The 25,035-nt window shown below is 58.8% G+C and carries 23 protein-coding genes; 15 read left to right on the top strand and 8 right to left on the bottom strand.

Features of this window, described 5'->3' with window-relative positions:
- The first annotated feature begins 3 nt into the window (after positions 1-3).
- From JAB6_RS06850 to JAB6_RS06825, 6 genes are all read left to right on the top strand, one after another.
- Complete coding sequence (locus JAB6_RS06850; protein WP_070301982.1) at positions 4-618, top strand: ABC-type transport auxiliary lipoprotein family protein; 615 nt, start codon at positions 4-6, stop codon at positions 616-618.
- Positions 615-1,802, top strand: coding sequence for a VanZ family protein (locus tag JAB6_RS06845; protein ID WP_070301981.1), 1,188 nt, complete (start codon positions 615-617; stop codon positions 1,800-1,802). The genes JAB6_RS06850 and JAB6_RS06845 overlap by 4 nt, the downstream gene beginning before the upstream one ends.
- Positions 1,803-1,842: 40 nt before the next feature.
- Positions 1,843-2,160, top strand: a complete 318-nt coding sequence (locus JAB6_RS06840; protein ID WP_034781335.1) for a ferredoxin — start codon at positions 1,843-1,845, stop codon at positions 2,158-2,160.
- 35 nt (positions 2,161-2,195) lie between these two features.
- A complete protein-coding gene (locus JAB6_RS06835; RefSeq protein ID WP_058050378.1) occupies positions 2,196-2,849 on the top strand; it encodes an alpha/beta hydrolase in 654 nt (217 codons plus the stop codon).
- 115 nt (positions 2,850-2,964) lie between these two features.
- Positions 2,965-4,110, top strand: coding sequence for a D-alanyl-D-alanine carboxypeptidase family protein (locus tag JAB6_RS06830; RefSeq protein ID WP_034754313.1), 1,146 nt, complete (start codon positions 2,965-2,967; stop codon positions 4,108-4,110).
- Positions 4,111-4,257: 147 nt separating this feature from the next.
- Positions 4,258-5,184 (top strand): aldo/keto reductase family oxidoreductase, encoded by a 927-nt coding sequence (locus tag JAB6_RS06825; protein WP_070301980.1) that lies wholly within the window; start codon positions 4,258-4,260, stop codon positions 5,182-5,184.
- Between the two features lie 2 nt (positions 5,185-5,186).
- Here the strand turns inward: JAB6_RS06825 and pssA are convergent, their stop codons facing one another.
- Positions 5,187-5,927, bottom strand: a complete 741-nt coding sequence (gene pssA / locus JAB6_RS06820; protein ID WP_226941593.1) for a CDP-diacylglycerol--serine O-phosphatidyltransferase — start codon at positions 5,925-5,927, stop codon at positions 5,187-5,189.
- Positions 5,928-6,195: 268 nt separating this feature from the next.
- Between pssA and JAB6_RS06815 the strand changes: the two genes are divergently transcribed.
- Positions 6,196-7,146, top strand: a complete 951-nt coding sequence (locus JAB6_RS06815) for a CAP domain-containing protein (protein ID WP_257620445.1) — start codon at positions 6,196-6,198, stop codon at positions 7,144-7,146.
- Between the two features lie 105 nt (positions 7,147-7,251).
- Entirely contained in the window at positions 7,252-7,887 is a 636-nt protein-coding gene (locus tag JAB6_RS06810) for an Hpt domain-containing protein (RefSeq protein ID WP_034754319.1), read from the top strand.
- Positions 7,888-7,890: 3 nt separating this feature from the next.
- On the opposite strand, the gene JAB6_RS06805 is transcribed toward JAB6_RS06810, so the two are convergent.
- On the bottom strand, positions 7,891-8,088 hold the full coding sequence (locus JAB6_RS06805; protein ID WP_034754322.1) for a hypothetical protein: 198 nt from the start codon (positions 8,086-8,088) through the stop codon (positions 7,891-7,893).
- A 179-nt stretch (positions 8,089-8,267) separates the two neighbouring features.
- Here JAB6_RS06805 and JAB6_RS06800 point away from each other — a divergent pair, with 179 nt between their 5' ends.
- Complete coding sequence (locus JAB6_RS06800; protein WP_070301979.1) at positions 8,268-9,965, top strand: M1 family metallopeptidase; 1,698 nt, start codon at positions 8,268-8,270, stop codon at positions 9,963-9,965.
- Positions 9,966-10,006: 41 nt separating this feature from the next.
- On the opposite strand, the gene JAB6_RS06795 is transcribed toward JAB6_RS06800, so the two are convergent.
- From JAB6_RS06795 to rpmH, 6 genes are all read right to left on the bottom strand, one after another.
- Positions 10,007-10,306 (bottom strand): hypothetical protein, encoded by a 300-nt coding sequence (locus tag JAB6_RS06795; RefSeq protein WP_070301978.1) that lies wholly within the window; start codon positions 10,304-10,306, stop codon positions 10,007-10,009.
- A 9-nt stretch (positions 10,307-10,315) separates the two neighbouring features.
- Positions 10,316-11,695 carry a tRNA uridine-5-carboxymethylaminomethyl(34) synthesis GTPase MnmE gene (mnmE, locus tag JAB6_RS06790; protein ID WP_034754331.1) on the bottom strand — a complete coding sequence of 460 codons (1,380 nt, stop codon included), beginning with the start codon at positions 11,693-11,695 and terminating at the stop codon, positions 10,316-10,318.
- 183 nt (positions 11,696-11,878) lie between these two features.
- On the bottom strand, positions 11,879-13,612 hold the full coding sequence (gene yidC / locus JAB6_RS06785; protein WP_070301977.1) for a membrane protein insertase YidC: 1,734 nt from the start codon (positions 13,610-13,612) through the stop codon (positions 11,879-11,881).
- An 11-nt stretch (positions 13,613-13,623) separates the two neighbouring features.
- Complete coding sequence (yidD, locus tag JAB6_RS06780; RefSeq protein ID WP_034754335.1) at positions 13,624-13,884, bottom strand: membrane protein insertion efficiency factor YidD; 261 nt, start codon at positions 13,882-13,884, stop codon at positions 13,624-13,626.
- Positions 13,881-14,318 carry a ribonuclease P protein component gene (rnpA, locus tag JAB6_RS06775; protein ID WP_099403828.1) on the bottom strand — a complete coding sequence of 146 codons (438 nt, stop codon included), beginning with the start codon at positions 14,316-14,318 and terminating at the stop codon, positions 13,881-13,883. Before rnpA ends, yidD begins: the two co-directional genes overlap by 4 nt.
- Before the next feature lie 23 nt (positions 14,319-14,341).
- Complete coding sequence (gene rpmH, locus JAB6_RS28350) at positions 14,342-14,476, bottom strand: 50S ribosomal protein L34 (RefSeq protein WP_010401996.1); 135 nt, start codon at positions 14,474-14,476, stop codon at positions 14,342-14,344.
- A 513-nt stretch (positions 14,477-14,989) separates the two neighbouring features.
- On the opposite strand from rpmH, the gene dnaA reads away from it, so the two are divergent.
- The 6 genes from dnaA (at position 14,990) to JAB6_RS28870 (ending at position 24,987) form a co-directional block, all read left to right on the top strand.
- Positions 14,990-16,384 (top strand): chromosomal replication initiator protein DnaA, encoded by a 1,395-nt coding sequence (gene dnaA / locus JAB6_RS06770; RefSeq protein ID WP_034754339.1) that lies wholly within the window; start codon positions 14,990-14,992, stop codon positions 16,382-16,384.
- A 150-nt stretch (positions 16,385-16,534) separates the two neighbouring features.
- Positions 16,535-17,641, top strand: coding sequence for a DNA polymerase III subunit beta (gene dnaN, locus JAB6_RS06765; RefSeq protein ID WP_034754341.1), 1,107 nt, complete (start codon positions 16,535-16,537; stop codon positions 17,639-17,641).
- A 152-nt stretch (positions 17,642-17,793) separates the two neighbouring features.
- Complete coding sequence (gene gyrB / locus JAB6_RS06760; protein WP_034754344.1) at positions 17,794-20,292, top strand: DNA topoisomerase (ATP-hydrolyzing) subunit B; 2,499 nt, start codon at positions 17,794-17,796, stop codon at positions 20,290-20,292.
- A 544-nt stretch (positions 20,293-20,836) separates the two neighbouring features.
- Positions 20,837-22,048: a hypothetical protein gene (locus JAB6_RS28880; protein ID WP_139143309.1), complete on the top strand. Its 1,212-nt coding sequence runs from the start codon at positions 20,837-20,839 to the stop codon at positions 22,046-22,048.
- Positions 22,045-24,330, top strand: a complete 2,286-nt coding sequence (locus tag JAB6_RS28875; protein WP_139143308.1) for a hypothetical protein — start codon at positions 22,045-22,047, stop codon at positions 24,328-24,330. Before JAB6_RS28880 ends, JAB6_RS28875 begins: the two co-directional genes overlap by 4 nt.
- 258 nt (positions 24,331-24,588) lie before the next feature.
- Complete coding sequence (locus tag JAB6_RS28870) at positions 24,589-24,987, top strand: hypothetical protein (protein WP_139143307.1); 399 nt, start codon at positions 24,589-24,591, stop codon at positions 24,985-24,987.
- Positions 24,988-25,035 lie beyond the last annotated feature (48 nt).

Raw genomic sequence — 25,035 nt, 5'->3', positions numbered from 1 at the left:
CGCATGCCTATTCCACGCAATCTCAGCGCACTCATCCTGACCGCCGCATTCCTGCTGGGCGGCTGCGCCAGCCGCGGCCCCGTCCCCACTTTCTATGATTTCGGCCCGGCCGCGCCGCTGGCAGCCGCGCAGCCGGCCGCGCCAGCCGTGCCCGTGCTGGTGATCGCCGACGCCAACGGTCCATCCTGGCTCGACAGCCAGCGCATGTATTACCGCTTGCTGTACGCCGATGCTCAGCAATCGCGTCCGTACGCCTACAACCGCTGGAACACGCCGCCGCTGCAACTCTTAAGCCAGCGCCTGAAAACCCGTGTGGCGCAAAGCGGCGTGAAAGTGCTGTCGACCACGGACGCGGCCGCCGGCATGCCCCTGCTGCGCATCGACGTCGATGATTTTTCGCAAAACTTCGATACGCAGACGCACAGCAGCGGCCACGTCTCGCTGCGCGCCTCGCTGTTTCGCGGCCACCGCCTGATCGACCAGAAAACCTTCAGCCGCAGCGGCCCCGCCGGCAGCGCCGATGCGCAAGGCGGCGCGCAAGCGCTGGCGGCGGCATCGGACGCCATCGCCGCCGACCTGCTCACTTGGCTGGGCACGCTGAATATCACGAAAGAATGACCGACCCCGCATCCCCAGCCAGCCCGGCGGCGCCGCTGCCGCCCGTCCGTTCCTCGCCCGTGTCGCGCGCGACCCTGCTCGCCTACGTCTTCCTGATCGTGTATGCGAGCTGGTTCCCGTTCACGGGCTGGCACAGCAATGGTTTGTCGCCGCTGACGTTCCTGGAAAACACGCGCATGCCCCGCTACTGGACGGGCTTTGACGTGGGCATCAACGTCGTCGGCTACATCCCGCTGGGCGCGCTGATCGTGTATTCGCTGTTTCCGAGGATCACCGGTTTCTTTGCCGTCATCGTCGCCAGCCTGTGCGGCATGTTGATTTCAGGAAGCATGGAAGCCGTGCAAACCTATTTGCCCAGCCGCGTCTCGTCGAACCTGGACTTTTATACGAATGCGGCCGGCTGCTGCATCGGTTCCATCATCGGCGCCCTGACGGCGCGCAAGCTGCTCGACCAAAGTCATTTGTTCCGCTTGCGCCAGCGCTGGTTTGCCCAGCACGCCAGCCAGGGCCTGGTGCTGGTGGCCCTGTGGCCGCTGGCGCAAATCTATCCGCAAGGCTATCTGTTCGGCCTGGGCCAGCTGCTGCCCATCCTGTCGGACTGGCTGTCGCAGCTGGCGGGCATCGACATCGACCTGGCCGCGTATCTGCGTCCCGACGTCGTCTTGACGGTTGAGCAATATTGGCTTTCGGAAACCATCATCACGGCTTGCGGCATGACGGGCGCCGTGCTCACCTTGCTGTGCCTGCTGCGCCGCGCCGCGCCGCGCACCATCTTGATGCTGGCCCTGATCGCCGCCGCCTTGATCGTGCGCTCGATGGCCAGCGCGCTGCTGTTTTCACCGGAAAATGCCTTCGTCTGGATCACGCCGGGCGCCCAGGGCGGCTTTTTGATCGGCCTGATCATGCTGGGCGGCCTGGCGTTCGCGCCGCACGTGGCGCAGCGCCGCATCGCGGCCGCCACCTTGCTGCTGAGCCTGGTAATGGTGAATACGACGCCGATCAACCCATATTTCATGTCAACCTTGCAAGGCTGGTTTCAAGGCAAGTTCCTCAACTTCAATGGCGCGGCGCAATTTTTGGCCTTGCTGTGGCCCTTCATGGCCCTGTGGTTCCTGTGCCTGCCCTCACACCGCCTGAACCGGCAGGAAGATGTGCAGCGCCAGCGTCGCGAAGACCACCCATAAGCGTTATCATGGCGCATTGATGATTCCGCAGGAGCATAGTATGAGCGACGCACCGTATTTTGAACGCCACGTTTTTTTCTGCATGAACAAACGTGAAGACGGCCGCAACAGCTGCGGCGACCATGGCGCGGAAGCGGCGCAAAAGCATTGCAAGCGCCGCATCAAGGAACTCGACATGAATGGCGCGGGCAAGATCCGCATCAACCAGGCCGGCTGCATGGACCGCTGCGAGGAAGGCCCGCTGCTGGTCATCTACCCGGAAGCGACCTGGTACACCTATGTCGACACCAGTGATATCGATGAAATCATCGATACGCACCTGGTGGGCGGCAAGATCGTCGAACGCCTCAAGATTTAATGCCAATTTAAGAGATACCCACCAGTATGAGCATCATGAACAGAAACTCGGAAAAATTTACCCTCGCCGGCCATGCAGGCAGCATGGAAGGCTTGCTCGATTTCCCGGCAGACACTCCGCGCGGCATCGCCCTCGTTGCCCATCCGCATCCGCTATACGGCGGCACGATGGACAACAAGGTCACGCAAACCCTGGCGCGCGCCTTTGTCGCGCTCGGTTACGTGGTGGCGCGCATCAACTTCCGCGGCGTCGGTGCTTCCGAAGGCGTGCACGACCATGGCGTGGGCGAAACGGACGACATGCAGTTGTTGTATGAACACATGCGCGGCCTGTATCCGGGCTTGCCCGTGGCCTTGTCCGGTTTCTCGTTCGGCACCTTCGTGCAATCGAAACTGCAGGAACGCCTGGCCGCCGCCGGTACGCCCGTCGAGCGCCTGGCGCTGATCGGCAGCGCGGCCGGCAAATGGGCCATGGCCGACATTCCCGCCGACACCATCTTGATCCACGGCGAACTCGACGACACGATCCCCCTGTCCGCCGTCTTCGACTGGGCCCGTCCACAAGACATTCCCGTGATCGTGATCCCCGGCGCCGACCACTTTTTCCACCGCAAGCTCAATCACATCAAGAACCTCGTGATTGCCCTGTGGCATGGTGACAAACCCGCAATTGCAGCAGATGATCATTGAAGTGTGGGCTTACTAGCGCCTCCACGGCTATAATTGATCCGTTTTTTCCACGCGGCCATGCAAGCAGCAACAGCATGGCCCTCAGCCTTCATCTTTTTCTCGCAGACCAGCCTCCATGAAAAAACTTTTAGCGGCACTGGCCTCCAGTGTATTTTTCTTTTCCGCCGCCTACGCCCAGAGCGTTCCAGCCCCGACCATCGCCGCCAAGTCCTGGCTGTTGCTTGACGCCACCAGTGGCCAGATCATTGCTTCGCAAGATCCGGACGCGCGCATCGAGCCGGCCTCGTTGACCAAAATCATGACGGCTTACCTGACGTTTGCCGCCATCCGCGAAAAGAAACTGGCGCTGGACCAAAAAGTAAACGTGTCCGTGCGCGCATGGAAAGTCGATTCGAGCAGCTCGAAGATGTTCATCGACCCCGCTACCCCCGTCTCGATCGACGACTTGCTGCACGGCCTGATGATTCAATCGGGTAACGACGCCGCCGTGGCGCTGGCGGAAGCCGTTGCCGGCGATGAAGGCACGTTCGTCGTGCTGATGAACCGCGAAGCCCAGCGTATGGGTCTGAAAAACACGCGTTTTGCCAATCCGCATGGCTTGCCTAGTCCCGATAACTATTCCACGGCGCAAGACCTGTCCGTGCTGGCCAAGCGCGTGATCGCCGACTACCCGGAATTCTACAAAATCGATTCCATCAAGAGCTTTACGTACAACAAGATCACCCAGCCTAACCGCAACCGCCTGCTGTGGCTGGACCCTACCGTCGATGGCATGAAAACGGGCCACACGGAAGCGGCCGGCTATTGCATGATCGCGTCGGCCCGCCGTCCAGGCGGCACGGGCGAGCGCCGTTTGATCTCCGTGGTGCTGGGCACCTCGTCGGACCAGGCCCGTACGCAGGAAAGCCAGAAGCTGCTGAACTGGGGCTTCCAGAACTTCGATACGGTCAAGCTGTACTCGAAGGGCCAGGCAGTGGCCACGCCGGAAGTGTGGAAGGGCTCGAAAGGCACCGTGAAAATCGGTTTCGCCCGCGATGTGCTCGTCACCGTACCAAAAGGCACGGCTGCCAAGATGAAACCTGTGCTGGAACGCAAGGACCCGCTGGTCGCGCCATTGGCTGAAAACGCCCCGGTCGGCAAGCTGAAAATGATGGTCGACGACAAGGTCCTGCTGGAACTGCCTGTCGTGGCGCTGGAAACCATCAACCAGGCAACGATCTTCGGCCGCGCCTGGGATTCGATGCGCCTGTGGATGAAATAAGCAGTTAGCGTTCCCCATAAAAAATGCCCGCAGATGTTGCGGGCATTTTTTTCGTCTGTCTCGCCGCCGATTTCTCCACAGCATGCTGTAGCGTAGCTGGCTATAATCGTGGCGTCACCTTCGTCTCCACCACCAGAAAGCCAGCCCATGAGCCATGTATTTCCCGCCAGCCTGCAAGCGCCGCGCAGCCGTTTGAGCAGCAACGGTCCCGAACTGTCGCGAGTCGTTGCCGGCATGTGGCGCATCGGCGAGTGGAATATGTCGGCGCAGCAGCGCCTGGCTTTCATCGAACAATGCCTGGCGCTGGGTGTGTCCAGTTTCGACCATGCCGACATCTATGGCGATTACAGCGCCGAAGGGCTATTTGGCGAAGCGCTGGCCCTGCAGCCGGGCTTGCGCGACAAGATGGAGCTGGTCAGCAAGTGCGGCATCAAGCTGCTGTCGCCGCACCGCCCCGGCCATGCCATCCAGCATTACGACACGAGCGCGGCGCACATCACCAGTTCCGTGGAACACACCCTGCGCCAGCTGCACACGGACCGCCTGGACTTGCTGCTGATCCACCGTCCCGACCCGCTGATGGATTTCGACGAGATCGCCGGCGCCTTCACGCAATTGAAAGCGGCAGGCAAGGTGCTGCACTTTGGCGTGTCGAACTTCAGCCGCCACCAGTTCGAGTGTCTGCACCGGCGCTTCCCGCTGGTGACGAACCAGGTGGAATTTTCGCCGCTGCACGTGGCGCCCCTGTTCGACGAAACCTTCGACGGCTTGCAGGATCTGAAAGTGGCGCCGATGATCTGGTCGCCGCTGGCGGGCGGCTGGCTGTTCCAGGGCGGCGACGCGAATGTGGAGAACTTGCGCAACGTCATCAAGCAGATCGCCGATCAACTACAGCGTCCGTTTGCCAGCGTCGTATTTGCCTGGATCATGCAACTGCCTTGCCGTCCCCTGCCGCTGACGGGCACGGGCCGCATCGAAGCTATCGGCGTGGCCGTGGAAGGCACGCAGTTTACACTCAGCCGCAGCGACTGGTTCGCCATCCTGCGCGCCGCACGCGGGCACGAGGTGGCTTGAGATTAATCGATCTCGTCAGGGTCGTTAAAAACCTGCGGCAATGCAATGCCGCGCCAGCCCAGGTACCACGCCAGGTTGAGCAGCAGGGTGGCGCCGATGTAGACGGCGAAGAACAGCGCGAAGAAACTGGTCTTCAGCCACACGAGCAGGGCGATGGCCACGATCAGCACCAGCAGCGCGGCCAGGCTTTTCTTTTGCTTGGAGCTGGGGAAACGCAAGGTCGACACCATCAGGCTGCCCACGCCGACGAGCAGCAGCATCAGCAGATAGCTGTGCAGCATGGAATCGATGGGCGCCGGCCAGGCCACCACGACGGCCGCTACACAAGCGGCCCCGGCCGTGATCGGCATGCCGACGAAATACAGGGGGTCCGTGCGCCCCACGTTCACATTGAAGCGCGCCAGGCGCATCGCACCGCAGGCAACAAAGAAGAAGCTGGCCATGCCGCCAAAGCGCAGCAGCAGCGGATCGTGCACGCCCATCTGCACGAAGCCGTAGCAGTACAGCAGGACGGCCGGGGCGCAGCCGAAATTCATCACGTCGGCGATGGAATCGAGCTGCACGCCGAACTGCGAACTGGTGTTCGTCAGGCGTGCGACATAGCCGTCGAGCGCATCGAACACGCCGGCCAGCACCAGCAGCGCCGCCGCCAGGCGGTAGGCATCCGCGTCGCCCACGGCGGCGTTATCGACGGAAATGACGATGCTGGCAAAACCGCATGCTATCGAAAGCAAAGTCACCATGCTGGGCAAGGCGTATTTGGCGCGCTGCAGGCGCGACTTGGGCAATGTGTTCAAATGTATGGGCAATCAAAAAATCGGAAGTAAGGCGATGCAGCGGCAAACGCTGCGCTACGCTCATTCTACCCTGTGCAGCTGCGGCACCGTCCGCGCACGAGCGCGCCACATATCTTTTCATGAATGCGCTACGCGGTATCAAAATACCTTAGAATCGTTTTACAGGACAGCACGCTGGCCCCACCGCTGTCCGCCTACCTATACAGGAGCCAACTTGATTGCCTCGTCACTGCGTTGGAAATACTGGATACCCGCCCTGCTGAGTGCAGCACTGCTGAGCGCCTGCGGCGGCGGCGATAGCGGCAGCAATACGTCGCTGAGCACCTCGACCCCGGCCGGACAGCTGACACAGGAGCCGGGCGCTCCCGTCCTCAGCAACAATATTGCCACCGATGGCTTTAACTGGTTCAACTACCGGCGCAGCCAGATCGGCCTGTCGCCTATGGTGCGCAACAGCCTGATCGACAGCGCGGCGCTAGGCCATTCCAGCTATCTCAATCTCAACAGTACGGTGGCGCACGAGCAGGTGCAGGGCAAGCCCGGCTTTACGGGCGTCAAGCTGGGCGACCGCCTGGCCAAGGCCGGCTACGTCGTCACCTCGCTGCAGGGCGAAGTCATCGCCGGCGCGGGCAACACGTCCGGCTTTTACCTGGCCGAAGAGTTGGTCACGGCCATCTATCACCGCTTCGTCATTTTCGAGCCGCTGTTCAAGGAAGGCGGCGCGGGCGCGGCCGTCAGCAGCTCCGGCTATGCCTATTTCACCACCGACATGGCCGGCAACCGCAACTATGGCCCCGGGCTGGCGGCGGGACAGATCGTCACCTATCCTGTCAGCGGACAGCAGAAGGTGGCCGTCAGTTTTTCCAGCGATAACGAATCGCCCGATCCCGTGCCGAACCAGGACGTGGTTGGCTACCCGATCAGCGTGCATGCCAACTACGGCACGCCCGTCAGCGTGACGGCATTCAGCGTGCGCCAGCGCGGTGCCGCCACGGACCTGGCGGTACGCCTGCTCACCAGCGGCAACGATGTGCATACGCCGGTCTCGGCCGCATCCATCATCCCGCTGGCGACCTTGAACGCGAACACCAGCTATGACGTGAGTTTCATCGGCAAAGTCAATGGCGCGGACGTCACGCACAGCTGGTCATTCACGACGCGCTAGCGATGTCGCTGGCGGCCAAGCGGGCGCGGCGTCGAGGATGACTGGATGTAGAATAGTTGTTCCTGCTTTACGGCAATTGACAAGTTTTGGGGCGCTCTGCACAGCATGCTGAAACCACACGCCACTTGCGATGATGATGCCGCCGTTGCGGCATCCGACATGGTCCGTATTCTCGATGTCGAGAACGGACTGGGCCGCATCATGGGCGACCGCATCCTGTACCTGAAAATCCTGCGCCGCTTCCTGCACGACCACGGCACCACGCCGTGCCAGATCCGCGCCGAATTCGACGCGGGCAACTACGCTTCCGCACGCCTGAAGGCGCATACCCTGAAAGGCGCCGCCGGCATGATCGGCGCGCGCCATGTGCACAGCCTGTCGGAAACCCTGGAATCGGCACTGCGTGCGCAGGCGCCCGACCTGGCCCAGCAGATGCTGCAGCTGGAACTGGCGCAGGATCAATTGCTCGGCGCGGTCAGCAGCATGCTGGGCACGCCGGAGGCAACCCACACGGCGGCGCAGGACGTGGCGCCCGACCCGGCCGCACCCGCCATCCAGCTGCTGCTGGCACGCCTGGCCAGCCACCTGCGCGAAGGCGACGGCGCGGCCATCGACATCCTGGAAAACTCGGCCAGCCTGCTCGCTGCCAGCCTGGGCGTCAACGTCTACCAGGAAGTGGCGGCCGCAGCGCACGAGTTCGATTTCGAAGGCGCCCTGGCGGCGCTGCTGCGGCGCCGCTAGCGCTCAGCTGTTGTACTGCGCCTCTTCCGCATACGCCACGCAACAACTTTTGCAACAGAAACGGCGCACGGCATCGAGCGGCTTGTCGCAGTACCAGCATGCGCCTTTTGGCGGCAGCGCTGCGATCAATTGCGGCAGGGAAGGCAATGGCGGCGCCACCATCCCCCTGCTTTCCACGACTTCCGGCTGTTCGCTGTCCATGGCGCTTCCTTTCCTAGCGGCACTTCAAGGCCGCTCAGCAAGATTACGTCAGCGTCGTTTGAAGCCCATGACATTTCTCAACCGGGGCCACGCTTGCCCCATGGGCACCTTGAAATTTCCAAACGACAACGTTGTCACTTCACACTACAATCAGTGTTCCGTTCACTTGCGCGCTCGCCATGAAACACATTCCCCTGCTGCTCTCCTGCCTGCTGCTCAGCGCCTGCGCCACGCGCGCGCCCACCGCCTACACCCTCAATTCAGGCGCCGAACGCACGCCGGAACAATTGGCGGTGGTGTTCGAACACGCCGACCTGACCCTGCGCATCGACCCTGCCAGCCGCAGCATTGCCGGCGATGCGCGCCTGACTTTCCTGGCCACGCAGCCGATCTCGCGTTTCGCGCTGGACCTGGACCGCAACCTGCCCGTCGACACCATCGAAATCGACGGCAAGGCGCTGCGGCCGCAAGACTATGCCAACCCGGACGGCCGCCTGAGCATGACCTTGCCTGCCACCCTCGCGGCAGGCGCGCGCACCACCATCCGCGTCGTCTATCACGGCGTGCCGCACGTCGCCGTGAAAGCGCCGTGGGATGGCGGCATGGTGTGGTCGAGCACGGCCGATGGCGCGCCGTGGATCGCCAGCGCCGTGCAAGGCGAGGGCTGCGACCTGTTCTGGCCCTGCATCGACCATCCGATGGGCAAGGCCCGGCTGATCGACCAGCACATCATCGTGCCGGCGCCGCTGGTCGCGGCCGGCAACGGCATCGCGCTCGGCATGGACGAGGCCGATGGCTGGCGCACCTGGCACTGGCGCGCCAAGCATCCGAGCACCTATGGCATCGCCCTCAACGTGGCGCCCTACCGCAGCCTGCAGAGCGAGTATGTGAGCCGCTACGGCAACCGCATCCCCCTGCAATTCTGGTATCTGCCGGAAAGCGAGGCGAAGGCGGGCGCCCTGTTCGCGGAATTGCCGCCCATGCTCAACTTTTTTGAAAGCGTCATCGGCCCCTACCCGTTTGCCGATGAAAAAGTCGGCATCGCCGAAACCCCGCACAAGGGCATGGAACACCAGACCATCAATGCCTATGGCAACAAATTCGCCAAGACCAGCTATGGCTACGATGAATTGCTGCAGCATGAGTTTGCCCATGAATGGTTCGGCAACCAGCTGACCAACAGCAATTGGGACGACATGTGGCTGCACGAAGGCTTCGGCACGTATATGCAACCGCTGTACATGCAATATCTGCGGGGAGAACAGGAGTATTTTGCTTCGTTGCAGCAAATGCGCGCCGGCATTGTCAACAAGGCGCCCATGGTCTCGGGCAAGCCGAAAACTGAGGAAGAAGTCTACGACCTGAAAAAGGGCGGACCGGGCGGCGATATTTATGTGAAAGGGGCGCTGGTGCTGCACACCTTGCGCGGCCTGATCGGCGACGACGCCTTCTTCCGCGCCGTGCGCCTGCTCGTCTACGGCACGGAACAGCCGCAGCCGGGCCAGTTCCAGCCGCGCTATGGCAGCACCAAGGAATTCATGGACATCGTCTACAAAGTCACGGGCAGCAACTACGACTGGTTCTTCCAGACCTATCTGTACCAGGCCGCGCTGCCGGAACTGTCCGCCGTGCGTGACGGCGACACCTTGCGCCTGGAATGGAAGACGCCTGCCGACATCGTCTTCCCGATGCCGGTGGAAGTGCGTATCGGCAAGGAGATCCATACCGTTTCCATGTCGCTGGGCTTTGGCGAACTGCCCCTGCCGACTGGCGCCACGTACACGCTCGACCCGCGCTCACGCGTGCTGCGCCAGGCAGAGCATATCGAGACGTTCCAGAAGTTCAGGGAAGAGCAGGCGAAGGGGAAGAAGGGGTAACAAAACCTGGGGTCTGACCCCGGCCTTTTCACCGTTCGGACTTATTTCCGAAAGCTCCTGACCGCATCATTCGCATGCGCGTCGATGACTTTTTTGATCGCCGGCTGTCCCGCATACTTGGCGGACAGCCGTTTCCACTGCCGCTGCGCCTGGCCGCAAGCATCGTCCACGGCAGCGATGATCTCGCGCTGGCGCGCCTTGTCGTTGTCATCCCACTCGCCGGCAAAGTGCTCGCACATCTGGGCATGCTCGACAAACCGCGCCACGTCCTTGGGCAACTTTTCCTGCGCACCGGCCAGCAGCGGCAGGCAACTGAACAACAGAACAAGCAGCAGCTTCATCGAACCTCCTTACTTGCCGATGCAGAAACGGCTGAAGATCACCCCCAGCAGATCGTCAGGCGAAAACTCGCCCGTGATGCTCGACAGTTGGACCTGCGCCAGGCGCAGCTCTTCGGCAAACAGGTCCAGCGACTGGTCGTCCTGCGCCGCGTGCGCGGCCGCGATATCGAGATGCTTGCCGGCCGATTTCAAGGCGATCAAATGACGTTCGCGCGCCAGGTACAGCGATTCGCCCGTCTGCTGCCAGCCGGCGATGCGCAGAAGCTCGGCGCGCAGCAAATCGATGCCGATGTGCTCGTGCGCCGACAGGTACACGTGGGTGGCGTCCGGCATGCTGTCGACGCCGGGCTTGTGGCCAGAGAGATCGATCTTGTTCCACACGCGCACCACGGGCACGCCTTCCGGGAAGGCCGCGACGATGGTTTCATCGGCCAGGGTCGGGCCGTGGTCGGCATCGAGTAGGTGCAAGATCACGTCGGCCTTGCCGATTTCTCCCCAGGTGCGTTCGATGCCGATGCGCTCGACGGCGTCGATGGTGTCGCCCGCGCTGCGGATGCCGGCCGTGTCGATGATGTTGAGCGGAATGCCTTCGATCTGGATGGTTTCGCTGACCTTGTCGCGCGTGGTGCCGGCGATCGGCGTGACGATGGCCACGTCGGCGCCCGCCAGCGCGTTCAGCAGCGACGATTTGCCGACGTTGGGCTGGCCGGCCAGCACGACATTTAAACCTTCGCGCAGCAGCGCACCCTGCGCCGCCTGCGCAAACACTTTGTTCAAGGCTTCGATGACGGCTTTCAATTGGCCGCGCGCATTCGATTTTTCCAGGAAGTCGATTTCCTCTTCCGGAAAGTCCAGGGTCGCTTCGACCAGCATGCGCAAGCCCGTCACCTGCTCGACCAGCGCGTGGATGGTGTTCGAGAACGCGCCCGACAGCGATTGCGAAGCGGACTTGGCCGCCGCTTCCGTGGATGCGTCGATCAGGTCGGCCACGGCTTCCGCTTGCGCAAGGTCCAGCTTGTCATTGAGAAACGCGCGGCGCGTGAATTCGCCCGGCTCGGCCAGGCGCAAGCCGCTGTCACGGCCCGCTTCGAGCACGCGCGCCAGCAGCAACTGCAGCACGATGGGGCCGCCGTGGCCCTGCAATTCCAGCACGTCTTCGCCCGTGTACGAATGCGGACCCTTGAAGTGGATGGCGATGCCCTGGTCGATGATGCTGCCATCGGCTTCCGTGAATGGCAGATAGGTGGCGTGGCGCGGTTTCAATTGCTGTGCGCCGAACAGGGCCGTCATTAAGGGAGCGAGGTTTTTGCCGGAGGCGCGTACCACGCCGATGCCGCCGCGACCGGGAGCGGTGGCGATGGCGGCGATAGGGGAAGAGTCGAGTTTCATGGGGATATTGTAATAGGTACGGCAAGGGAAGTGCAGCAACGTAGGTCGGCTTAGCGCGCAGCGCGTAAGCCGACGCAGCACACCTGGCGATAGTGTCGGATTACGCGTGGCCTTGCCACGCTATTCCGACCTACAAGAATTAAAAAGCCCGCGCGAGGCGGGCTTTCTGTTCGCTGGCCGGAATTACTTGGCGGCAGGCGCGTATTTCTTGGTGATCACCCATTGCTGGCCGATCGACAGGACGTTGTTGACGACCCAGTAGAGTACCAAGCCCGACGGGAAGAAGAAGAACATCACCGAGAATGCCAGTGGCATGAACAGCATCATCTTCGCTTGCATCGGATCGGCAGGAGCCGGGTTCAGCTTGGTCGTGATGTACATCGAGATCGCGTACAGCACTGGCAGGATGCACCATGGGTCATGCTGGGCCAGGTCGGTGATCCAGCCGATCCATGGCGCGCCGCGGATTTCCACGGACGCGTTCAGCACCCAGTACAGGGCGATAAAGACGGGCATCTGGATCAGGATCGGCAGGCAGCCGCCCAGCGGATTGATCTTTTCCGTCTTGTACAGCTCCATCGTGGCCTGGTTCATCTTTTGCGGATCGCCTTTGTAGCGCTCGCGAATCGCCTGCATCTTCGGCGTGACCAGTTTCATCTTGGCCATGCTGCGGTAGCCGGCGGCCGACAGCGGGAAGAAGGCCAGCTTGATCAGGATCGTGAAGGCGATGATGGTCCAGCCCCAGTTGCCCAGCACGCTGTGGATCTGTTCCATGACCCAGAACATCGGCTTGGCGATGATGGTCAGCCAGCCGTAATCCTTGACCAGTTCCAGGCCCGGCGAGACCGGCTCGAGCAGGTGGGCGATTTGCGGACCCGAATACAGCTTGCTATCCATGCTGGCCGAGGCGCCTGGCGCCAGGGTAGGCAGTGGCAGCACGTTGCCGATGGCGTACAAGTTGGTGCCGACCTTCTTCGTGAAGATGTCGCGCTTGGCGTTTTCAGGCGGAACGAAAGCCGAGACGAAGAAGTGCTGCGAAATCGCAAACCAGCCGCCATTCGCCGTGGCTGGATGCAAGCCCTTCATGGCGTTGTCGTTGCCCTTCTTCTCGTCTTCCACTGCCGCTTTTTCGATTTTCTCGAACGTCAGCTTCTGGTACTTGTCTTGCGGCGTGTACAGGGTCGGACCCGTGAAGCTGCTGTTGAAGAACGAGTCGCCGACCGGCTTGTTGCCGTCATGCGTCAGTTGCAGATACAGCTGCGGCGTCACGGGCGCTGCGCCCACGTTGGCCACATCGTGGCGCACGTCGATGACGTAATCGCCGCGCTTGAAGGTAAACGTCTTGGTCAGCTTGACGCCGCCTTCGACCGCTTCCATCACCAGTTGCACTTGCTTGCCGTCGCCGAGGGTGCGCACGCCAGGCTGCACGGTGAAACCGCTCGCATGGGTGGGGAATGGACCGCCGACCAGGCCCGACTGCGCCAGATAGGTGCGGTTCGCGCCTTCGTCAAACAGCACTTCGTTTTGCTTGCCATCGTCAGGCTGGCACCATTTGAACAGGCCGAAGCAGCCGCCGAACCAGCCCGGATTGCCCGCGCCCTTGAACTTCAGCAATTCCAGACGCTTGACCTGGCCGCCCAGGGTGTCGATATCGACCTTGATGACGTCGGTGGTGATGGTAATCACTTCGCGCTTGAACGCGGCGGGATCGGTCGCTTCGCCAGGCACGGCGGCTGCGCCGGCAGCCGCGGCAGCCAGGGCGTCCGTCTTGGCCGGGGTGACAGGCGCCTTGGCGGTTTGTTCCGTGTTCGCGGAGAACATCGACGGCTTGCCGTTCGAGATCATCCATTCGTTCCAGAGAATTACCAGCGAGACGGAAAACACGATCCACAGGATGGTACGTTTATTGATATCCATTAGGGTATTTGTCAGGAGTGGTTGCAACCGCAAGCGGTCGTTGAAGATTGTTTACCGTCGGCCGGCGGCACCGGGTCGACGCCCCCTTCATTCCAGGGGTGGCAACGGCACAGGCGCTTGGCAGCCAGCAGGCTGCCCTTGGCCGTACCGTGCACGCGCAGCGCTTCCATCGCGTAATGCGAACAGCTCGGATAGAAACGGCAATTCTGTCCCAGCATGGGGCTGATCAGCAACTGATAAGCGCGCAGCAGGAACAGCAGCAGGGTTTTCATGGCGCGGATGGTGGTGGCGCAGCAACAGAACGGGCCTGGGCGGCGATTTGCGCCGCGAACAGGCGGCTCAATTCTTCACGCAGCTCGGCTTTGAGCTTGGTCGTGGTGGCCGGGCCATCCTTGCTGTTGACGGCGCGCGACAAACGCACCACGCAGTCGACCGGCGGCATCGCGCTGTTGCGAAACAGCTCGCGCGTGACGCGCTTGATCGTGTTGCGGGTCGCCGCGCGCGGCGCGAAACGCTTCGCCACAACGACGCCCAGCCGCGCATGCGGCAATTGATTGTGTCGGGTGTACAGCACAAAATGCGCTGTTTTTTGCGAAGGGCGCAAACGAAAAACGGATGAAAATTCATCCGTTTTAACGATACGCCGAACGCGCGCGAAGTCGTGTGAACCTTCGCGTTGATTGCCGACTGGAGTACAGCTAGCCACGCGATCAGCTGTCAACGACAAGCCTAGACGGCCAGACGTTTGCGGCCCTTTGCGCGACGTGCGTTGAGCACATCACGGCCACCACGGGTAGCCATACGAGCGCGGAAGCCGTGCGTACGCTTGCGGCGAACGACGGAAGGTTGGTAAGTACGTTTCATGTTGGTCTCGCTAAAAACAAAAAAAATGCAAAATCGGGTCTGACGTCCCGTCAGTTTTTGGTGCCAATGACAATCGCGCACTTATGCCAAGGCACAAGCTGGCCAATCTCATCGCCCGCTTAATCCACGCTTAGTCCATATTGTCGTTCCAAATGAATAAACACGGAATACGGGCGGGGAACCCTGAATTATTCAGCATATGCCCCCCTCTTGTCAAGGATTGCCGTGATCGCCTGGAAATTTGCGCGCCGGCCCCCATCTGCTTGCAAGGCCCCGCCACAGGCCGCGCCAGCACTGCTTGTGACGGGATAACCGGGGGATAAGTCGCCTCTTATGCACATGGCGCCCCACCCCGCCACAGAAAAATAAGCGTCGTGCCTGTGGATAACTTTCTCAGTCGGGAGTAGAATAGCGCGTTACGTGTGGCGAGCCCTCGCGCGACGCCGGCCTTGCAACACGGTGAACGCAGGGCAGAATCGATACGCCCTCCCACACCTTTTCACATAGACATACATGGATAATTTCTGGCAGGCCTGTTCCGCGCAGTTGGAACTGGAGCTGACACCGCAACAATTCAGTGCGTGGATCAAACCGCTTATCCCTCTCGATTACGAAGAGGGCAAGCTGCGCATTGCTGCGCCCAATCGCTTCAAGCTCGATTGGGTCAAGACCCAGTTCGCCAGCCGCATCACTGCCCTGGCCATTCAGTACTTCGAAGCGCCGACGGAAGTGCAGTTCGTGCTCGACCCGCGCCTGGCCTTGCCGAAGAAGCCCGTTGCCGCCAGCACCCCGGCCAGCGATCCGAATGGCGGCGCGCCCAGCGCGCGCGCCGCGGAGCCGCAGCCCAGCGTGCCGGAACTGAGCATCGGCGCCGCCCCGCGCCGCGAGCAGAGCCGCATCAACACCGACCTGACCTTCGACAGCTTCGTGACCGGTAAGGCCAACCAATTGGCGCGCGCCGCCGCCATCCAGGTGGCGAACAATCCGGGCGTGTCGTATAACCCGCTGTTCTTCTACGGCGGCGTCGGCCTCGGTAAAACCCACTTGATCCACGCCATCGGCAACCAGGTGATGGCCGACAATCCGGGCGCAAAAATTCGCTACATCCACGCGGAACAGTACGTTCGCGACGTAGTGACCGCTTACCAGCGCAAGGGTTTCGACGATTTCAAGCACTACTATCACTCGCTCGACATGCTGCTGATCGATGATATCCAGTTCTTTGGCGGCAAGAGCCGCACGCAGGAAGAGTTCTTCTATGCGTTCGAGGCATTAATTGCCGCAAAGAAACAGATCATCATCACCTCGGATACGTATCCGAAGGAAATCACGGGCATGGACGACCGGTTGATCTCGCGCTTCGACTCGGGCCTGACGGTGGCCATCGAACCGCCGGAGCTGGAAATGCGCGTGGCGATTCTGTTGAAAAAAGCCAAGCAGGAAGGCGTGACCTTCTCCGACGACGTGGCTTTCTTTGTCGCCAAGCACTTGCGCTCGAACGTGCGCGAGCTGGAAGGCGCGCTGCGCAAGATCCTCGCGTACTCGCGTTTCCATGGCAAAGACATCACGATCGATATCGTCAAGGAAGCCCTGAAGGACTTGCTGTCGGTGCAGAACCGCCAGATTTCCGTGGAAAACATCCAGAAAACCGTGGCCGACTTCTTCAATATCAAGGTTGCAGACATGTATTCGAAGCGCCGCCCCGCGAATATCGCCCGGCCGCGCCAGATCGCCATGTACCTGGCCAAGGAATTGACACAGAAGAGCCTGCCGGAGATCGGCGAGCTGTTCGGCGGCCGCGACCACACCACGGTGCTGCATGCCGTGCGCAAGATCGCGCTGGACCGCACCAAGAATCCGGAATGCAACCATGAATTGCATGTGCTGGAGCAAACATTAAAAGGCTAAGCGCCGCTTGAGCAAGACTGGCTCAAAACGTGCTTTACCCTTATCATCTGGGAGGGTACCGCAGCCGGTCTGTCGGGGCTCCCCATGGTAAGAATTGTTAAATTAATACGTTAAACGTCGTACTGTTCAACCTATACATTGAGGATAAATATGCAATTGGTCAAAACCACCCGAGATACCCTTCTCCGGCCACTGCAGATCGTGAGCGGTATTGTCGAGCGTCGGCACACTATGCCGATTCTGGCCAATATCCTCATCCGCAAAGACGGTGAAAATGTCTCCTTCCTGTCGACCGACACCGAAGTGCAGATCACCACGCACGCGGAAATCGGTTCCGGCGCGGACGTCACCGGCACCACCGTGGCCGCGCGCAAGCTGCTGGACATCCTGCGCGCCCTGCCCGAATCGGGCGACGTCACGATGACCCTGCTGAACAAGCGCCTGACCGTGCAAACGGGCAAGTCGCGCTTCGCCCTGCAAACCCTGGCGGCGGAAGAGTTTCCAACCGTGCAACAGGCGGAAAGCTACAACGCGTCCGTCACCCTGCCCCAGAAAACGCTGAAACACCTGTTCAACATGGTGCATTTCTCAATGGCGCAGCAAGACATCCGCTACTACCTGAACGGCTTGCTGCTGGTTCTGGATGGCAATAATGTGATCGCCGTGGCCACCGACGGCCACCGTCTGGCGTTTTGCCAGGTCGCCACCGAGCAGACGTTCGCGCGCCAGGAAGTGATTATTCCGCGCAAGACCATCATCGAACTGCAGCGTCTGCTGGAAGAGAACGATGAGCCGGTGCAATTGGACATCGCCGCCAACCAGGTGAAACTGACGTTTGCCGACATCGAGCTGATCTCGAAGCTGGTGGAAGGCAAGTTCCCCGACTACACGCGCGTGATTCCAAAAGGCTACAAAAACGACTTCACCATCGGCCGCGATGAACTGCTGCGCTCGCTGCAACGTGCCGCCATCATGACCAGCGACAAGTTCAAGGGCGTGCGCTGCATCATCACCCCGGGCAGCATGAAGATCAGCTCGACCAATGCAGACCAGGAAGAAGCCGTCGAAGAGCTGGAAATCGACTACGGCGGCGACTCCGTCGACATCGGCTTCAACGTGACGTATCTGCTGGATGTGCTGAACAACCTGAAATGCGAATACGTCAATATCGCACTCGGTGATTCGAACTCGTCCGCCCTGATCTCCATCCCCGACAATGCCGACTTCAAGTATGTCGTCATGCCGATGCGCATCTAAGACCACAGCAGTGACGTAGGTCGGATTAGCGCAGCGTAATCCGACATGCTGAATCGCCGTCCGTCGGGTTACGCCGTTCCGGCTAACCCGACCTACGGTCATCAGCCAGCAGCCCCGAATCAATCAGCAATCGTTATTTGAGAAAGCAGTCCATGTCCGAGAATCCACAAGACACCCCGATCCAGGCCAAAACGGAAGAATACGGCGCCGCCTCCATCCAGATCCTGGAAGGCCTGGAAGCCGTACGCAAACGCCCGGGCATGTACATTGGCGACACCTCGGACGGCACCGGCTTGCACCATCTGGTATTCGAAGTGCTGGACAACTCCATCGATGAATCGCTGGCCGGCCACTGCACGGAAATCCACGTCACCATCCACAGCGACAATTCGATCTCGATCACCGACAATGGCCGCGGCGTGCCGACCGGCCTGAAAATGGACGACAAGCACGATCCGAAGCGTTCGGCGGCGGAAATCGTCATGACCGAATTGCACGCGGGCGGCAAGTTCGACCAGAACTCGTACAAAGTCTCGGGCGGTTTGCATGGCGTGGGCGTGTCCTGCGTGAATGGCCTGTCGAAACTGCTGAAACTGACCATCCGCCGCGATGGCAAAGTGCATCACATGGAATTCGTGCGCGGCGTGCCGCAAGACCGCCAGATCGTCATGGTCGGCGACATCGCCACCTCGCCGATCCGTGTCATCGGCGAAACGGACAAGCGCGGTACCGACGTGCATTTCTGGGCCGACGAAGAGATTTTCACGCACGTGGAATTCCACTACGAAATCCTGGCCAAGCGCATCCGCGAACTGTCCTTCCTGAACAATGGTGTCAACATCAAGTTGTCCGACCAGCGCACGGGCAAGGAAGAAGTGTTCGCCTTCGAAGGCGGCACGCGCGGCTTCGTCGAATACATCAACAAGGCCAAGTCGGTCTTGCACCCGACCATTTTCCAGGCCACGGGCGAGCGCATGTCGGACCAGAACACGAACATCTCGGTCGACGTGTCGATGCAGTGGAACGATGCCTACAATGAACAGGTGCTGTGCTTCACGAACAACATCCCGCAACGCGACGGCGGCACCCACTTGACGGGCCTGCGCGCGGCGATGACGCGCGTGATCAACAAATACATCGATGAACACGAGTTCGCCAAAAAGGCGAAAGTGGAAATCAACGGCGACGACATGCGCGAAGGCCTGACCTGCGTGCTGTCGGTCAAAGTGCCGGAACCGAAATTCTCGTCACAGACGAAAGACAAGCTGGTATCGAGCGAAGTGCGCGGCCCGGTGGAAGAGATCGTTGCCAAGACCCTGGCTGATTACCTGCAAGAAAAACCGAACGACGCCAAGATCATTTGCGGCAAGATCGTCGAAGCGGCACGTGCGCGCGAAGCCGCCCGCAAGGCCCGCGATTTGACTCGCCGCAAAGGCATCATGGACGGCCTGGGCCTGTCGGCCAAGCTGGCCGACTGCCAGGAAAAAGATCCCGCCCTGTGCGAACTGTACATCGTCGAGGGTGACTCGGCAGGTGGCTCGGCAAAACAAGGGCGCGACCGCAAGTTCCAGGCGATCCTGCCGCTGCGCGGTAAAGTGCTGAACGTGGAAAAAGCCCGTTTCGAGAAAATGCTGTCGTCGGAGCAGATCACCACCCTGATCGCCACGCTCGGCACTTCGATCGGACCGGACGAATTCAACGTCGAAAAACTGCGCTACCACCGCATCATCATCATGACCGATGCGGACGTCGACGGCGCCCACATCCGTACCCTGCTGCTGACCCTGTTCTACCGCCAGATGCCGCAACTGGTCGAGCGCGGCCACATCTACATCGCGCAACCGCCGCTGTACAAAGTGAAGGCCGGCCGCGACGAGCGCTATCTGAAAGATGACGCCGAAGAAGCGAGCTACATGATGACCGTGGCGCTGAACACGGCCGTGCTGGTGCCGCGCGAAGGCGCCGAAGGTATTTCCGGCGAGACCCTGACGGAACTGGTCCGCAAGTTCAACCTGTCGAACACCATCATGACCCGTCTGACGCGCGTCATCGACCGCGCCGCCCTGACGGCCATCATGACGGGCGTGCAGCTGGACCTGTCGACCCTGGACCTGGCGGAAACCTCCGCCCTGGCCCTGCAGACGGCCATCAACGACAGCGCCGTGCGCGTGCATGTGCGTTCCGACGATTTGTCGGAAAAGCACAAGCTGCACATCGAGCGCATGTACCACGGCAACGTCAAAGTCACGGCCATCGACGCCGACTTCGTGCAAGGCCCGGACTACGCCGTGCTGAGCAGCGGCGCCGCCACCTTCGAAGGCCTGATCGGCGAAGGCGCGTTTGTCCGTCGCGGCGAAGGCGAGCGCATGAAGGAAATCGCCGTGGTCGACTTCCACCAGGCCATGCAATGGCTGCGCGACGAAGCCGAACGCACGGTTTCGAAACAGCGCTACAAAGGTCTGGGCGAAATGAACCCGGATCAACTGTGGGAAACAACGATGGACCCAACCGTACGCCGTTTGTTGAAGGTGCAGATCGAAGACGCGATTGCTGCGGATCAGATCTTCACTACGCTGATGGGCGACGACGTGGAACCACGCCGCGCGTTTATCGAAAACAACGCGCTGCGTGCGGGCAATATTGACGTTTAAGACATGTCGGATGTCACAGAAAGTGAAACCTGTGTCAAGTTAGTGAAAACTTCGTGCCACAGATAATGAAAAGAAGCCAACCTACGGGTTGGCTTTTTTATTTTGGCTGCCTTGTTTCCGCAGTTTAGCTATCGCGCTGATGTCATATCAGGAGCATCTGTAAGTTATACCTACCGCCGTTGTTCGATACCTCTACAACAACCGGCGTGCGCCTTTTCTAAAGCGCTGATTTCATCGAATAGAGAAGAGGCTGGCGAAATAAAGCCGGCATTCGCTTAATGGCCATATTCATAAGTGATTCGTGCCATTTGGCAGCCAAGTTATTTTTATCTATGGCCGCGCTCTCCAGACAATGGAAAACGGAGCGTTGACACTGGGTGCTCGACGACTCCATTCAGTTCATACTTGCAATACCGCGTTACTGAGTGATAATTAGTGAGTTTTTGCAGGAGAGTTTTTGCGATACTCTCTATCATAAGTCAGCTTGAGCACCATAAATAAGGGTTCATCGCCAATGCAAACTTTTCCAACCTCATTGGAGGACATGGATGCACTGCTCACCACTCCAACCAGTCTGGAGGACCGAATACTTTCATTCGATCCGCAACAGGTGCGTCAAAACAGAGAAAAGCTTCTTGCTGAGGCAAGTACAGCCCAGTGGCTCGCAACTTGGGTTCGAACATTAGACGGAAGAGTAAGCGTCGACCTGAGCCTGAATGAAACTCACCTCGAAGCACTTCGAAGAATCTCAGACACATTTTCTGGTGCTTTATTGGGAATGCTTCCGGAGCCTGCTTTACAGGACTTTCCGCGGATGGCGTTAGCGAAATACAAAGACGCATTTTTTAAGCAACAAAGGACATGGCCTGACTTGAATGTCAGCGATCGAGCGTCTCTAATTTGCCTCGACAACATTCCACATTCAGTCGGACTCCCACGTCAGCTTTACTCAACTGCCACTGATTCGTTCAAGGTCGCCAGTCGCGATCAGTTCCTTCATTTGGTTGAACACCTCATGAAGGCGGTGACCCATGAAGAGAACATTCGTGGAGCCATCAACGGACATAGAGAGAGACTCGCCACAATCTTGCATGAGCTATTCAAAAACACGCATGACCATGCACGAACGACTGTCGACAAACGTCCGCTGCCTATCTCGATTAGGGGAGTTTACTCCCGCTATTACTCGGCAGAAGACCTTGCAAAGACCGTTCCGAAGTCTAAAAAAGACAAAAACGGAAATGAACTTCCCCTAGTAATCAATCAAGTGGAACGTTACGCGTCGTATTTCCTTAGGCCCAGAGTTGGCCAGAACAACCGCCTTGTGGCAGTCGAGGCACCAACTTTTCTCGGATTGCTTGAGCTTTCAATCTTTGATACTGGGCCTGGCTTTGCCGCGACCTATCTCAAAGATCGCATTGCAGACTCGACCGCACAGGATCAATTCGAGGCGGTACGCGGCTGCTTTAAAACTGGCCGCTCTGCGACGGAAGACGAAACACGGGGCTATGGGCTGTGGAAGGTCTTGCGCGACCTAAACGACATGAAAGGATTTATTCGCGTCAGGACAAATCGAGTTCATGTTTATCGAGACTTCGCTTTATACAAAAACTTGTTCATGCAGCAGGAAATCGTCGCACCAGAAGAGCGCTTGATGGATTGGCAGCGAGGAATTACACAGAAGGTGACAGAAGGCTACCCTGACATGCAGGGTGCGCTAGTTTCCGTCTTGATCCCATTGGGGGACAACCTATGACCATTGCTACTGTTTTTTCGTATGTTAAGACAGCCAAGCCAAGTGGAAAAGAAAAGATTCTTGCTGTGTACTTACATCCGGTGCGGATAAGCGACGAACAGTTAGATGAGATGATTGCTCCAATCCTTTCGACCCAGGGACCGTTCGATGCACTGCATTTCACTGGGGCGCCAGAGCAAATTGCGACCGTGCAAGCGCTCCTGGTCGAAGATACTGCGGTACGAGCGCGGTTGAGCGGAGCGTTGCATCCAGTTGCCTCCAAAGTGGTACTCATTTCTTGGAAGCCGAGGCGTTTCGACGGATTCAATGCAATGTACGTAAACGGGGCCAAAGCCAGCGATCAAGTGATCGCAGATGAGAGACAGTTCGGGCTTTTCGAAGCCTTTACAATGCATGGCGGGCTAGTTACAGCCGGAAGCGGAACGCATTTCACTAAACCTTCTGGCACACACTCAAGTCAATTCCTCCGAGCAGCCAACGTTCTTGAAGGACATGCGGTAGCACATCGGCTAGCATTCTGGTTATATCCGCTGCTGACGGGGAAAGTAATCAATCGTATTGTGGTCGATACTTCAGGCATTTCCACTGTCGCATTTGGTTTGGCATATGAGCGCCTTATGAGAGGCGAAGCTCCTGCTCTGCCCATTATCGAGACGCATGCATCGTACGGGGGATTGAGCTCTTTGATTGTCCCAGATCCGGAAGGCACAATATTTTTAGTCTCTGCATCGACGTCTGGAAAACTCGTTGAACAATTAGTTCAGAAGGGAGCAATTGCGCAGAACGTGTTCACACTTTTTTTCTTGGGAGATAAGACTCCGGGAACGGTAGTGTGCGATTTGACAGCAAAAGAGTCTATCGGATTTCCTGGTTTGCAACCTATCGTCAATCACGATGCAAGCAACTGTCCGGCATGTATTCAGCACTCGTATGCCATCCCAATAGTTGGGGACCAGTTCAGGACCGAACCTGCGGAGATTGCCGAGATCACTATTACCCTGAGCGACTTCGACGAACCGTCGAGGGCAATTCTTGATCGTCTGGTAAGTACAGGTTTGTTCAAGATATTTCGAAAGACAACCAAGCGCTCATATGAGATCTATCTCGACGTCGAAGCAGTACTCACTAAACCTCCTACTAATGAATTCGCACGTATACGCGTGAGTGACCTAAGAACTCGTCTGGATCGCTTACTGCGACGGGGAATGCCGGTTCACTTGAAACGCATTGTTCCGACAGCTTACCCGGGTGCCGCGCAGATCGCGAACATTGCAAACAAAATGCTGCCCGGCGAGGCAGATACAAACGTTTCGATTGTTGCGTCGCAGAATCTCTTACCCGTGGCACGACAAAACGAGCCGATCGTCGCAGATCCGGACTCTGCAACATTGGTGATCTCGGGGTGCTTGGACGATACTTATGAGCTCATGGCAATCAGTCGCGACTTGCGGACAGTTCAACCGGGGGGAAGCATCACCTATATCAGTCCATTTTTTAGGGGGACATCGAACGCTGAGCGAACCAGGATCGAATCGAACTTGACGTTCGGAGATCAGGGACCAAAGACATTTTCGCTGTTCTCTGTAGTTGCAATTGACTTGCCCCACTGCTCCGGTGAGCACAGTTGGGAACGCGAATTCAGACTTCTGCAGGAAGTGGAATATTGGTGCGACCTGAATGGTGAAGAAATGCCGGCTGAACTGGAACGGCGGCAGCAAATATTGGCAGCAGCACCTGCCATTGGCATGTCAGATGAGCTATTTTGGGGTACTCCCTTTGGACAATCTCTGAAATTGGCAGCCGACTTTACAATGATTCCGACGGACGATGGTAAACGCCCAGTATCGCAAGCTGACGTGTATGTCATTGTCTCGAGCCTGTTTCATAAATATCGCTCGGGAATCGCAAAAAAACCGAAGCTTGTAAGTAAGAGCTACGAGCGTGCGGTGATCTCGCCGGAAAGCTTTCAGAGATTCAGCGATGGCGTACTTCAGGCTGCATTTTTGCGTGCGGCACGCGGCGGAGAACTTGCATACGCGAACTGTTCTGAAGATGTCAGCAGTCGAATGCTCGACTTTCTGTGCGTGGAAGTTAAGGCTGTCCGGAACGGCGCGGGACCTGCATTGATGGAGTTTCTGATTGCTATGCTGGATGGCCGATTATCACTCCATGAAGCCCATCAACAAAAGTTTCTGCGACTAGTCATTGATTCACAGGAGGTGCCCGCGCATATAAAATTGATCGCCCGCTACATGGAAGGACTTTCAACTCAAGCGACATAGTCACTCGAGCGACCAAAGGATTTTTGAATAATTGGCACGCGAGCCTATGTTTGGCGTAGACCGTAATTTCATGGAGAAGATATGCTGTTGATTGAGGCCAAGCTTGTTCAGTCCACGGATAAACCCGCTGCGGCTATTTGCGTGCTTTTCCGCTGATCGAACTTCCACCCAACCCAAAATTCTCACTATATTGCTTGCCGGATCTTTTGATTTGCGGCAAGCTGGAGAAATGTCAGTCGAGTTTGAACGAGCGCTTAGATGGAAGTCGTTGGTCTTCACCTGAAAAATATTGCCAGTACTCGACCGAATCCGGTCGAACGCGACCTTTTCGCACGGAGCGCGTTCAACCGCTACTACTATGCTTCATATCTTGACGTCAAATCTGTACTTGGCTCATTTAAGGTCGAATGGGCAGGGATACCTCATGGCGACATTCCTAACGTTCTCGTTGGCGCGGTGAAAAAGGCTCTTTTGAAAGGGAGAGATCGAGCTCAGCGTGCCTCGGATCATGACACGGCAGAGCTTTGCAATAAGGCCGTTCATGCCGCACATGAGTTGTCAAAAATGATGACTGAGGGATATGCGACTAGAGTTACAGCCGACTACTATCCTGAAATGAAGATTGATTTTTCTGATGCTTATGACTTCACTTTGTAGTGGTCAACCCATCCCGGACACTACGTTAAGTTTTTCTTCGGCGACGGC

The organism is Janthinobacterium sp. HH104, from assembly GCF_001758715.1.
GTDB classification, from domain to species: Bacteria; Pseudomonadota; Gammaproteobacteria; order Burkholderiales; family Burkholderiaceae_D; genus Janthinobacterium; species Janthinobacterium aestuarii.
This window is presented reverse-complemented; position numbering and strand designations above follow the sequence as displayed.